This window comes from Pseudomonas sp. GW822-FHT01E03 (genome assembly GCF_058802985.1).
The window spans coordinates 96,311-108,252 of the sequence record NZ_JBXAOQ010000002.1 but is presented as its reverse complement, the minus strand read 5'-3'; the positions used below and the strand labels follow the sequence as shown (position 1 = coordinate 108,252).

General features: G+C 58.9%; 11 protein-coding genes and 1 pseudogene. 6 read left to right on the top strand and 6 right to left on the bottom strand.

Translation table 11 applies throughout. The features are described 5' to 3' along the window. Positions 1 to 35: 35 nt before the first annotated feature. From dnaN to gyrB, 3 genes are read left to right on the top strand one after another with little or no spacing between them, the layout of a single operon-like run. Positions 36 to 1,139, top strand: a complete 1,104-nt coding sequence (gene dnaN / locus AC1RP7_RS03710) for a DNA polymerase III subunit beta (RefSeq protein WP_007969885.1) — start codon at positions 36 to 38, stop codon at positions 1,137 to 1,139. 20 nt (positions 1,140 to 1,159) lie between these two features. After that, entirely contained in the window at positions 1,160 to 2,263 is a 1,104-nt protein-coding gene (recF, locus tag AC1RP7_RS03705; RefSeq protein WP_007969883.1) for a DNA replication/repair protein RecF, read from the top strand. A 5-nt stretch (positions 2,264 to 2,268) separates the two neighbouring features. Continuing rightward, positions 2,269 to 4,686: a DNA topoisomerase (ATP-hydrolyzing) subunit B gene (gyrB, locus tag AC1RP7_RS03700; RefSeq protein WP_057716535.1), complete on the top strand. Its 2,418-nt coding sequence runs from the start codon at positions 2,269 to 2,271 to the stop codon at positions 4,684 to 4,686. Positions 4,687 to 4,746: 60 nt separating this feature from the next. Here the strand turns inward: gyrB and AC1RP7_RS03695 are convergent. The 5 genes and pseudogenes from AC1RP7_RS03695 to glyQ all read right to left on the bottom strand — a co-directional run. Then, positions 4,747 to 4,929: pseudogene (locus AC1RP7_RS03695) on the bottom strand (winged helix-turn-helix domain-containing protein); the annotation flags it as partial. A gap of 281 nt (positions 4,930 to 5,210) precedes the next feature. Beyond that, positions 5,211 to 5,990 carry a lysophospholipid acyltransferase family protein gene (locus AC1RP7_RS03690; RefSeq protein ID WP_057712652.1) on the bottom strand — a complete coding sequence of 260 codons (780 nt, stop codon included), beginning with the start codon at positions 5,988 to 5,990 and terminating at the stop codon, positions 5,211 to 5,213. 83 nt (positions 5,991 to 6,073) lie between these two features. Further along, entirely contained in the window at positions 6,074 to 6,613 is a 540-nt protein-coding gene (gene gmhB, locus AC1RP7_RS03685; protein ID WP_167362881.1) for a D-glycero-beta-D-manno-heptose 1,7-bisphosphate 7-phosphatase, read from the bottom strand. A 4-nt stretch (positions 6,614 to 6,617) separates the two neighbouring features. Beyond that, entirely contained in the window at positions 6,618 to 8,672 is a 2,055-nt protein-coding gene (gene glyS, locus AC1RP7_RS03680; protein WP_489339492.1) for a glycine--tRNA ligase subunit beta, read from the bottom strand. Next, positions 8,669 to 9,622: a glycine--tRNA ligase subunit alpha gene (gene glyQ / locus AC1RP7_RS03675; protein ID WP_003187265.1), complete on the bottom strand. Its 954-nt coding sequence runs from the start codon at positions 9,620 to 9,622 to the stop codon at positions 8,669 to 8,671. Before glyQ ends, glyS begins: the two co-directional genes overlap by 4 nt. Positions 9,623 to 9,703: 81 nt before the next feature. On the opposite strand from glyQ, the gene tag reads away from it, so the two are divergent. The 3 genes from tag to AC1RP7_RS03660 all read left to right on the top strand — a co-directional run bounded on the left by tag (position 9,704) and on the right by AC1RP7_RS03660 (position 11,589). Beyond that, positions 9,704 to 10,261 carry a DNA-3-methyladenine glycosylase I gene (gene tag, locus AC1RP7_RS03670; protein ID WP_057712649.1) on the top strand — a complete coding sequence of 186 codons (558 nt, stop codon included), beginning with the start codon at positions 9,704 to 9,706 and terminating at the stop codon, positions 10,259 to 10,261. A 40-nt stretch (positions 10,262 to 10,301) separates the two neighbouring features. Beyond that, positions 10,302 to 11,189: a lysophospholipid acyltransferase gene (locus AC1RP7_RS03665; protein WP_057712648.1), complete on the top strand. Its 888-nt coding sequence runs from the start codon at positions 10,302 to 10,304 to the stop codon at positions 11,187 to 11,189. A gap of 160 nt (positions 11,190 to 11,349) precedes the next feature. Then, positions 11,350 to 11,589, top strand: a complete 240-nt coding sequence (locus AC1RP7_RS03660; RefSeq protein WP_057712647.1) for a PilZ domain-containing protein — start codon at positions 11,350 to 11,352, stop codon at positions 11,587 to 11,589. A 1-nt stretch (position 11,590) separates the two neighbouring features. On the opposite strand, the gene AC1RP7_RS03655 is transcribed toward AC1RP7_RS03660, so the two are convergent. Beyond that, the gene (locus AC1RP7_RS03655; RefSeq protein ID WP_057397334.1) at positions 11,591 to 11,905 is read right to left on the bottom strand and encodes a tetratricopeptide repeat protein; all 315 of its coding nucleotides are present in this window, start codon (positions 11,903 to 11,905) and stop codon (positions 11,591 to 11,593) included. Positions 11,906 to 11,942: the final 37 nt, after the last annotated feature.

The window sequence follows — 11,942 nt, the reverse complement described above, 5'->3', positions numbered from 1 at the left end:
CACCAGCGCAGCTAATTAAGGCAAGGGACTAGACCATGCATTTCACCATTCAACGCGAAGCCCTGTTGAAACCCCTGCAACTGGTCGCAGGCGTCGTCGAACGCCGACAGACCTTGCCGGTACTTTCCAACGTGCTGCTGGTTGTCGAAGGCCAGCAATTGTCGCTGACCGGTACCGACCTGGAAGTCGAGCTGGTCGGTCGTGTTCAACTCGAAGAGCCGGCGGATCCGGGTTCCATCACCGTGCCGGCGCGCAAGCTGATGGACATCTGCAAAAGCCTGCCGAACGATGCGCTGATCGACATCAAGGTCGACGAGCAGAAGCTTGTGGTCAAGGCTGGCCGTAGCCGCTTCACCCTGTCGACACTGCCGGCCAACGACTTCCCTACCGTGGAAGAAGGCCCGGGTTCGCTGACCTGCAGCCTGGAGCAAAGCAAGCTGCGTCGTCTGATCGAACGCACCAGCTTCGCCATGGCCCAGCAGGACGTGCGTTACTACCTCAACGGCATGCTGCTGGAAGTTTCCGCGGGTGTGATCCGCGCGGTAGCCACCGACGGCCACCGTCTGGCCATGTGCTCGATGCAGGCCGACATCGGCCAGCCGGATCGTCACCAGGTCATCGTGCCGCGCAAAGGTATCCTCGAACTGGCTCGCCTGCTCACCGAGCCGGACGGCAATGTCAGCATCGTGCTGGGTCAGCATCACATTCGCGCCACCACCGGTGAGTTCACCTTCACCTCGAAGCTGGTTGACGGAAAATTCCCGGACTACGAGCGAGTTCTGCCTAAAGGTGGCGACAAGCTGGTTCTTGGTGATCGTCAGGCTCTGCGCGAAGCGTTCAGCCGTACCGCCATTCTGTCCAACGAGAAGTACCGTGGTATCCGTCTGCAACTGGCCAGCGGTCAGCTGAAGATCCAGGCGAACAACCCGGAGCAGGAAGAAGCGGAAGAAGAAGTGGGCGTTGAATACAACGGCGGCTCTCTGGAAATCGGCTTCAACGTGAGCTACCTGCTCGACGTACTGGGCGTGATGACCACCGAGCAGGTTCGTCTGATCCTTTCCGACTCCAACAGCAGCGCGCTGGTGCAGGAATCGGATAACGACGACTCGGCCTACGTTGTCATGCCGATGCGTCTGTAATCATGTTCAGCAGAAGCTAGATGTCCTTAAGTCGCGTCTCGGTCACCGCGGTGCGCAATCTGCACCCGGTGACCTTCTCCCCCTCCCCCCGCATCAATATTCTTTACGGCGCCAACGGCAGCGGCAAAACCAGTGTTCTGGAAGCCATCCATCTGCTGGGGCTTGCCCGTTCGTTTCGCAGCACCCGTCTGTTGCCGGTCATTCAATACGAACAGCTTGCCTGTACGGTTTTTGGCCAGGTTGAACTGGCGGAGGGTGGGCATAGCGCCTTGGGCATCTCACGGGATCGCCAAGGGGAATTCCAGATCCGTATCGATGGGCAGAATGCTCGCAGCGCCGCGCAACTGGCCGAGATCTTGCCACTGCAACTGATCAATCCGGATAGCTTTCGATTGCTGGAAGGCGCGCCGAAGATTCGCCGACAGTTTCTCGACTGGGGTGTGTTCCACGTGGAACCGCGCTTCATGTCAACCTGGCAGCGCTTGCAGAAGGCCCTGCGCCAGAGAAACTCTTGGCTGCGGCATGGTACACTTGACGCCGTTTCGCAAGCGGTTTGGGACAGGGAACTGTGCCAGGCCAGCGCTGAAATCGATGAATACCGCCGCGCTTATATCAAAGCCTTGAAACCAGTCTTTGAACAAACCTTGAGCGAACTGGTTGAGCTTGAAGGCTTGACGCTCAGCTATTACCGCGGCTGGGACAAGGACCGTGAACTGAGTGCTGTGCTCGCCGGGTCTCTTCAGCGGGACCAGCAAATGGGACATACCCAGGCCGGACCACAACGCGCTGATTTGCGGCTCAGACTGGGTGCGCACAACGCCGCGGACATCTTGTCCCGAGGCCAGCAGAAGTTGGTGGTTTGCGCATTACGGATTGCCCAAGGGCACTTGGTCAGCCAGGCTCGACGCGGTCAGTGTATTTATCTGGTGGATGACTTGCCGTCCGAACTGGACGAGCACCACCGTCGCGCGCTTTGCCGCTTGTTGGAAGACTTACGCTGCCAGGTATTTATCACCTGTGTAGATCACGAATTATTGAGGGAAGGCTGGCAGACGGAAACGCCAGTCGCTCTGTTCCACGTGGAACAGGGCCGTATCACCCAGACCCACGACCATCGGGAGTGAAGGCATTGAGCGAAGAAAATACGTACGACTCAACGAGCATTAAAGTGCTGAAAGGCCTGGATGCCGTACGCAAACGTCCCGGTATGTATATTGGCGACACCGACGATGGCAGCGGTCTGCACCACATGGTGTTCGAGGTGGTCGACAACTCGATCGACGAAGCGCTCGCCGGCTACTGCGACGACATCAGCATCATCATCCACCCGGATGAGTCCATCACCGTTCGCGACAACGGCCGTGGCATCCCGGTAGACGTACACAAAGAAGAAGGCGTTTCAGCAGCCGAGGTCATCATGACCGTGCTGCACGCCGGCGGTAAATTCGACGACAACTCCTACAAGGTTTCCGGCGGTCTGCACGGTGTGGGTGTGTCGGTAGTTAACGCCCTGTCGGAAGAGCTGGTCCTGACCGTTCGCCGTAGCGGCAAGATCTGGGAACAGACTTACGTCCACGGTGTTCCGCAAGAGCCGATGAAAATCGTTGGCGACAGCGAAACCACCGGTACACAGATCCACTTCAAGGCTTCCAGCGAAACCTTCAAGAACATCCACTTCAGCTGGGACATCCTGGCCAAGCGGATTCGTGAACTGTCCTTCCTCAACTCCGGTGTCGGTATCGTCCTCAAGGACGAGCGCAGCGGCAAGGAAGAACTGTTCAAATACGAAGGCGGCCTGCGTGCGTTCGTTGAATACCTGAACACCAACAAGACCCCGGTCAACCAGGTGTTCCACTTCAACGTCCAGCGTGAAGACGGCATCGGTGTGGAAATTGCCCTGCAGTGGAACGACAGCTTCAACGAGAACCTGTTGTGCTTCACCAACAACATTCCACAGCGCGACGGCGGTACTCACCTGGTGGGTTTCCGTTCCGCACTGACGCGTAACCTGAATACCTACATCGAAGCAGAAGGCCTGGCGAAGAAGCACAAAGTCGCCACCACCGGTGACGATGCCCGTGAAGGCCTCACCGCGATCATTTCGGTGAAGGTGCCGGATCCGAAGTTCAGCTCCCAGACCAAAGACAAGTTGGTGTCTTCCGAAGTGAAGACCGCGGTCGAACAGGAAATGGGCAAGTACTTCTCCGACTTCCTGCTGGAAAACCCGAACGAAGCCAAGCTGGTCGTCGGCAAGATGATCGACGCGGCCCGTGCCCGTGAAGCGGCACGTAAAGCCCGCGAGATGACCCGTCGCAAAGGCGCGCTGGACATCGCAGGCCTGCCGGGCAAACTGGCCGACTGCCAGGAAAAAGACCCTGCCCTGTCCGAACTGTACCTCGTGGAAGGTGACTCCGCGGGCGGCTCTGCCAAGCAGGGACGTAACCGCAAGACCCAGGCGATTCTGCCCCTCAAGGGTAAAATCCTGAACGTCGAGAAGGCCCGCTTCGACAAGATGATCTCTTCCCAGGAAGTGGGCACCTTGATCACCGCGCTGGGCTGCGGCATCGGTCGCGAAGAGTACAACATCGACAAGCTGCGCTATCACAACATCATCATCATGACCGATGCTGACGTCGACGGTTCGCACATCCGTACCCTGCTGTTGACCTTCTTCTTCCGTCAGCTGCCGGAGCTGATCGAGCGTGGCTACATCTACATCGCTCAGCCGCCGCTGTACAAAGTGAAGAAAGGCAAGCAAGAGCAATACATCAAAGACGACGACGCCATGGAAGAGTACATGACGCAGTCGGCCCTGGAAGATGCGAGCCTGCACTTGAACGAGGATGCACCGGGTATCTCCGGCGAAGCCCTCGAGCGTCTGGTGAATGACTTCCGTCTGGTGATGAAGACCCTCAAGCGTCTGTCGCGCCTGTACCCACAGGAACTGACCGAGCACTTCATCTACCTGCCGGCTGTCAGCATGGATCAGTTGTCCGATCATGCAGCGATGCAGGACTGGCTGGCCCAGTACGAAGTGCGCCTGCGCACCGTCGAGAAGTCGGGTCTGGTCTACAAGGCAAGCCTGCGTGAAGACCGTGAGCGTGGCGTGTGGCTGCCAGAGGTCGAACTGATCTCCCACGGCCTGTCGAACTACGTCACGTTCAACCGCGACTTCTTCGGCAGCAACGACTACAAGACCGTTGTTTCCCTGGGCGCTCAACTGAGCACCCTGCTCGATGATGGCGCGTACATCCAGCGTGGCGAACGCCGTAAATCGGTCACCGAGTTCAAGGAAGCCCTGGACTGGCTGATGGCTGAAAGCACCAAACGCCACACCATTCAGCGATACAAAGGTCTGGGCGAGATGAACCCAGACCAGCTGTGGGAAACCACCATGGACCCAAGCGTGCGTCGCATGCTGAAAGTGACCATCGAAGACGCCATTGGCGCTGACCAGATCTTCAACACCCTGATGGGTGATGCGGTCGAACCACGTCGTGACTTCATCGAAAGTAATGCCCTGGCGGTGTCCAACCTGGACTTCTGATCCCGGTCGACACCAACGAAAAGGCCAATGCATTTGCATTGGCCTTTTTTTGCCCGCGTTTTACTCGCTCGCCGGTACCACACTCTCCAACCGATACCCATAAATCGTCAGCAACTGCCAACCGCGATCCGCCGTCAGCCCAAGCTTGTTGCGCAGGCGATAGACGTGAGTATCGAGCAGCCGGGACGAGGACACTTCTTCATCGGGCCAGAATCGTTCGTACAGGTAATCCCGCGACCAGGCGCTGCCCATCGCGCAGCTGAAGATCGAACTGTTCAGCCAATACCGACGCTTTTCTTCCGCCCAAGGTATCGATGGCGTGGGGTTGGGATTATCGATGGTCAAAGCCGTTGTGGATGGGCATAAAAAAACCGGCTATATCCGCCGGTTTTTTTACGTCCAAAAAAAACTTATGCACGTTTTTATGGTTTTTATCATTCTAAGAAATATGTAAAAAAATCATAATGTTACGTACAAAAAACGACGCTTTTCAATGAAACGGTACACAGGTTATCCACAGAATCTCAGACAACCACCTGATCGTTTGAAACCGGCGCTTGCGGAGCCGGTGGCAGTGAGCCCATTTCCCGTTGCATCTGCTCGTTCCACGCCTGGACCCGGTCGTTCAATTCAGCAATGGCTCGTGGTCCGGTGCCTGCGGCATACATCGGCTCGCCAATAATCACAGTGATGACGCCCTGCTTCTTCGCCCAACCGGTTTTCGGCCAGAACTTGCCTGCGTTGTGCGCAATCGGCAGCACCGGCAATTCGGCGTTGACCGCCAAGGCACTGCCACCGCGCGAGAACTTTCCGACGGTGCCGAAAGGAACGCGCGTGCCTTCGGGGAAGATCAGCACCCAGACATTGTCCTTGAGCAACTCATCACCTTTTTGAGCCACATGCTTGAGTGCTGCTTTCGGGTTGTCGCGATCGATGGCGATCGGTCGCAGCATGGCCATGGCCCAACCGAAGAACGGCACATAGAGCAACTCACGTTTGAGCACCTGGCTCAGCGGTGAGAAGTAGGCGGAGAGAAAAAACGTCTCCCAGGTACTCTGATGGTTCGATTGAATCACGCACGGCCGTTCAGGTACGTTCTCGGCACCCTTCACTTCGTAGCGAATACCAAGGAACACTTTGCTCAGCCACAGGGCACAACGGCACCAATACACGTTGATGAAGCGATAACGTGCCTTGAAGGGCAGAAACGGCGCGATAAAAAAACTCAGGCTGCACCACAGCAAGGAGCTGGTGCCCAGCAGCAGGTAAAAGAGGAAGGTTCTGATGGCCTGCAATATCGACATGGTGACGTTTACCGTTGCGGGAATTGCCCGCCTGTATAAAGCGCACTCCTGATGGGTCCTTTATCAGGAATTTCAGAAGCACTCTAATTGTGGATAAGTTCTGCGGCAATCGCCGCCAGATCGTCAAAAATCAATGTGCCAACCGGAAGGGTCTTGCCCAAAGTCTTTTCGCCTTTCCCGGTCTTTACCAAAACTGGCTGTGAATCGACGGCTTTGGCGGCTTCCAGGTCACCAAGGCTGTCGCCAACGAACCAGAGATCGGTCAGCGACACGTTGTAATGAGCGGCGATGGTTTTCAACATCCCGGGTTTCGGCTTGCGGCAATCGCAGCCTTCGTCCGGCCCATGCGGGCAGTAGACGATCAGGCCGACTTCACCACCCTGCTCCGCCACCAACGCGCGCAAGCGCTCGTGCATGGCATTGAGGGTGGCAAGGTCGTAATAGCCGCGAGCGATGCCCGACTGGTTGGTAGCGACGGCTACCGTCCAGCCAGCCTTGCTCAACTGCGCGATGGCTTCGATCGATCCGGGGAGTGGAATCCACTCCTCCACCGACTTGATGTAAGCGTCGGAGTCGTAATTGATCACTCCGTCCCGATCGAGAATCAGCAGTTTCAACAGCAGTCCCTCAACCCAGCAGCGAAATGTCGGCGACGCCGAGGAACAGCCCACGCAGACGTGCCAGCAACGCATAACGGTTGGCGCGGACCTTTGCGTCCTCCGCATTGACCATCACGGCTTCGAAGAACGCATCCACCGGTTCGCGCAGTGCAGCCAGGCGTGCCAGTGATTCGCTGTACTGACGCGAGGCGGCCATTGGCTGTACAGCCTGGTCAGCCTGCTGGATCGCCGAGTACAGGGAGAACTCGTTGGCGTTGTCGAAGTATTTGGCTTCCACGACTGTCGGAACGGAGCCTTCAACCTTGCTCAGCAAGTTCGACACGCGCTTGTTCACGGCGGCCAGGGCGGCAGCTTCCGGCAGTTTGCGGAAAGCCTGTACCGCTTGCACGCGCTGGTCGAAGTCCAGGGCCGAACCGGGCTTCAGGGCACGTACCGACAGGTAGGTCGCCACATCGACGCCTTCGTCTTCGTAACGGGCACGCAGGCGGTCGAAGATGAATTCCAGCACCGAATCGTTCAGGCCCGCAGCCTTGACCTTGGTACCGAACGCATTCACAGCGAAGGCCACGGCGTCGTTCAGGTCCAGATCCAGTTGCTTCTCGATCAGGATACGCAACACGCCCAGTGCAGCACGGCGCAGGGCGTACGGGTCTTTGCTGCCGGTCGGCAGCATGCCGATACCGAAGATTCCCACGAGGGTGTCGAGCTTGTCGGCAATGGCCACGGCCGCACCGGTCAGGGTGCTTGGCAGTTCAGCGCCGGCACCGCGCGGCATGTACTGTTCGTTCAGCGCCAGTGCGACATCTTCCGGCTCGCCATCGTTGAGGGCGTAGTAGTAACCGGCGACACCTTGCATCTCCGGGAACTCGCCGACCATCTCGGTCGACAGGTCACACTTGGACAGCAGGCCTGCACGAGCAGCCCACGAAGCGTTGCCGCCAATGCGCGCCGCGATGTAGGCGGCGAGTCTGGAAACGCGTTCGGCCTTGTCGTAGACGCTGCCGAGTTTTTCCTGGAACACCACGTTTTGCAGACGCAGGTTGAAGTCTTCGAGCTTTTGCTTCTTGTCTTGCTTGAAGAAGAACTCGGCGTCGGTCAGGCGTGGGCGAACCACTTTCTCGTTACCGGCGATGATCTGCTGTGGGTCCTTGCTCTCGATGTTGGCCACGGTAATGAAACGTGGCAGCAACTTGCCGTCGGCGTCCAGCAGGCAGAAGTACTTCTGGTTGTCCTGCATGGTGGTGATCAGGGCTTCCTGCGGCACGTCGAGGAAGCGCTCCTCGAACGAGCACACCAGCGGCACCGGCCATTCGACCAGCGCGGTCACTTCATCGAGCAGCGCTGGAGGAACGATTGCCGTGCCTTCCTGGCGGGTGGCCAGTTCTTCGGTGCGCTTGCTGATGATCTCGCGACGCTCGTTGGCGTCGGCCAAAACGTAGGCGGCACGCAGGTCGGCCAGGTAGCTGGACGGCGAACCGATGCGCACGTTTTCAGGGTGGTGGAAGCGGTGGCCACGGGAGTCGCGGCCGGCCTTTTGGGCGAGGATGGTGCAGTCGATGACCTGGTCACCGAGCAGCATCACCAGCCACTGGGTTGGACGAACGAATTCTTCCTTGCGCGCGCCCCAACGCATGCGTTTCGGGATCGGCAGGTCGTTCAGCGAATCTTCGACGATGGTCGGCAGCAGGCTCGCAGTCGCCTTGCCGGCGATGCTCTGGCTGTAGCGAAGTTTCGGGCCGCTCTGATCGATTTCGCTCAGCTCGACGCCGCACTTCTTGGCGAAGCCCAATGCTGCCTGGGTCGGGTTGCCTTCAGCATCGAACGCGGCCTGACGCGGCGGGCCGTCGAGGTTGATGCTGCGATCCGGCTGCTGGGTGGCCAGTGCGGTGATCAGCACGGCCAGGCGGCGCGGAGCGGCATAAACGGTTTTGCTCTCGTAGTTCAGGCCGGCAGCTTGCAGGCCCTTGTCGATACCGGCGAGGAACGCCTCGGCCAGGGTGTTCAGGGCTTTGGGTGGCAGTTCTTCAGTGCCCAGTTCAACCAGAAAATCCAGAGCACTCATTGTGCAGCCTCCAGCTTGGCCAGTACTTCATCACGCAGGTCCGGGGTCGCCATCGGGAAGCCCAGCTTGGCGCGAGCCAGCAGGTAGGCTTGCGCAACGGAACGCGCCAGGGTGCGTACACGCAGGATGTATTGCTGACGCGCGGTCACCGAGATCGCCCGGCGCGCATCCAGCAGGTTGAAGGTGTGGGAAGCCTTCAACACCATTTCGTAGCTCGGCAACGGCAGCGGCTGGTCGAGTTCGATCAGGCGCTTGGCTTCGCTTTCGTAGAAATCGAACAGTTCGAACAGCTTGTCGACATTGGCGTGTTCGAAGTTGTAAGTGGACTGCTCCACTTCGTTCTGGTGGAACACGTCGCCGTAGGTCACTTTGCCGAACGGACCGTCAGCCCACACCAGGTCGTAGACCGAGTCCACGCCTTGCAGGTACATGGCCAGACGTTCGAGACCGTAGGTGATCTCGCCGGTCACTGGGTAGCACTCGATGCCGCCCGCTTGCTGGAAGTAGGTAAACTGGGTCACTTCCATGCCGTTGAGCCAGACTTCCCAGCCCAGACCCCAGGCGCCGAGGGTCGGCGATTCCCAGTTGTCTTCGACGAAGCGAATGTCGTGGACCAGCGGGTCCAGGCCAACGTGCTTGAGAGAGCCCAGGTACAGTTCCTGGAAGTTGTCCGGGTTCGGCTTCAGGACCACCTGGAACTGGTAGTAGTGCTGCAGACGGTTCGGGTTTTCACCGTAACGGCCATCAGTCGGACGGCGGCTTGGCTGCACGTAGGCGGCGTTCCAGGTTTCCGGGCCGATGGCGCGCAGGAATGTTGCGGTGTGGAAAGTGCCGGCGCCTACTTCCATATCGTAGGGCTGAAGTACCACACAACCTTGCTCGGCCCAGTATTGCTGGAGGGCGAGGATCAAGTCTTGGAAGGTACGCACGGCTGGCGTAGGCTGGCTCACGAAATTCACCTGTTTCTTGGGCTGCGATTTAAAGAGCGGGAGTATACCCGATTCATTGCTGCGCACGCCCCCTGGAGCCTTATGCCACGCTGCTTTTGGTGTTCCGAAGATCCGCTGTACATGGCTTATCACGATCAGGAGTGGGGCACGCCGCTACGGGATGCGCAGGGATTGTTCGAGTTGCTTTTGCTCGAAGGGTTCCAGGCCGGGCTCTCCTGGATCACCGTGCTGCGCAAGCGCGAGCGTTATCGCGAAGTTTTGTTCGGCTTCGACGTGCAGCGCGTGGCGCAGATGAGCGATGCCGAAATCGACGAGCTGATGCTCGATCCCGGCATCATCCGCAACCGACTCAAGCTCAACGCGGCTCGGCGCAATGCCCAGGCCTGGCTGGCGCTGGAGGATCCGGTGGCGTTTCTGTGGTCATTCGTCGGCGGCACGCCTGTGATCAATCATTTCAAGGATCGCAGCGAGGTCCCGGCCGTGACGCCGACTGCCGTGGAAATGAGCAAAGGCTTGAAAAAGGCCGGTTTCACGTTCGTCGGGCCGACCATCTGCTACGCGCTGATGCAGGCCTCGGGCATGGTCATGGATCACACCCGCGATTGCGACCGCTACGCGCAGCTGGCGAACGGCGGTTAGAATGGCCGCCTCGCGCACAGCACAAGATCAGGAGTGACCTGTGGATAAGTTTAAAGGCGCCTTGCTGGTAGGCGCTCTGCGGCTGTTTGCCCTGCTTCCGTGGTGGGCCGTGCAGGCCGTGGGCTCGGCGATTGGCTGGGTTATGTGGAAAACCCCGAACCGTTCCCGCGACGTGGTACGGATCAATCTGTCCAAGTGCTTTCCGGACATGGACCCCGCCGAGCGTGAACGCCTGGTGGGCCAGAGCCTGAAAGACATCGGCAAGTCCCTGACCGAGAGTGCCTGCGCCTGGATCTGGCCGGCCCAGCGCTCCATCGACCTGGTGCGCGAAGTCGAAGGCCTCGACGTATTGAAGGACGCCCTTGCCTCCGGCAAAGGCGTGGTCGGCATCACCAGCCACCTGGGCAACTGGGAAGTGCTCAATCACTTCTATTGCAGCCAGTGCAAACCGATCATTTTCTACCGTCCGCCGAAATTGAAGGCAGTGGATGAATTGCTGCAAAAGCAGCGGGTGCAGTTGGGTAACAAGGTCGCGGCTTCCACCAAGGAAGGCATCCTCAGTGTCATCAAGGAAGTGCGCAAAGGTGGTGCAGTGGGCATTCCCGCTGACCCGGAACCGTCCGAATCCGCCGGGATCTTCGTGCCGTTCTTCGCCACTCAGGCGCTGACCAGCAAGTTCGTGCCGAACATGCTGGCCGGCGGCAAAGCGGTCGGCGTGTTCCTGCACGCCCTGCGCCTGCCGGACGGTTCGGGCTACAAAGTGATCCTTGAAGCCGCGCCAGAGGCCATGTACAGCACCGATACGGCAGAGTCCTGTGCGGCCATGAGCCAAGTGGTCGAGCGCTATGTGCGGGCGTACCCGAGCCAGTACATGTGGAGCATGAAGCGCTTCAAGAAGCGCCCACCGGGTGAAGAGCGTTGGTACTGACTTACTTGGCACACTCTGTGGATAACCTGTAGGAGCGAGCTTGCTCGCGATGGACGTTAACGATGAGGTGGGCTGCCAGGTTGAACGCGGTGCCCTGGCATCCATCGCGAGCAAGCTCGCTCATACACGTATCCACAACCGTTCATCAGGGCGCAAAAAGATGTCCGAACACCGCAAATCATTTCGCATCAAGATCAGTCACGAAAGCATTGGCGATTGCCTGGGCCAGACGCGCAACCTGTCGACCACCGGCGTCTACGTGAAGCATCCGAAACTGTCGGCGCTGCCCCGGGGGGCGGTGGTTTACGGACAGGTGCAGGACTTACCCACAGGCGCGCCTCGCGTGCGCATGGAAGTGGTGCAGGTGGACGCCGAGGGCATCGGTTTGCGTTATCTCTGAGTCAGTGCGCCTGACGCTCGAGCTTCTTCAGGAACACCGTCATTTCCTTCTCCGCCTGCTTGTCGCCATGGCCGCGAGCAGCTTCCAGGCCTTGCTCCCAAGCCTGCCGCGCGGCCGCAAAGTCCGCCAGCGCCAGATGGGCCTTGCCCAGTAGTTTCCACGCCGCCGAATACTTCGGATCGAACTCCACGCAGCGTTGGAAATGCTCCGCAGCCTTGGCGTTTTCCCCCAGATCCAGATAGCCCTTGCCCAGGCCGAAGCGCAGCAAAGCGTTATCCACACCCTTGGCGAGCATTTTTTCCAGGGATTCGATCATCGGTGGATTCCTTGCCTGAGGCATGTCATGGGTTGAT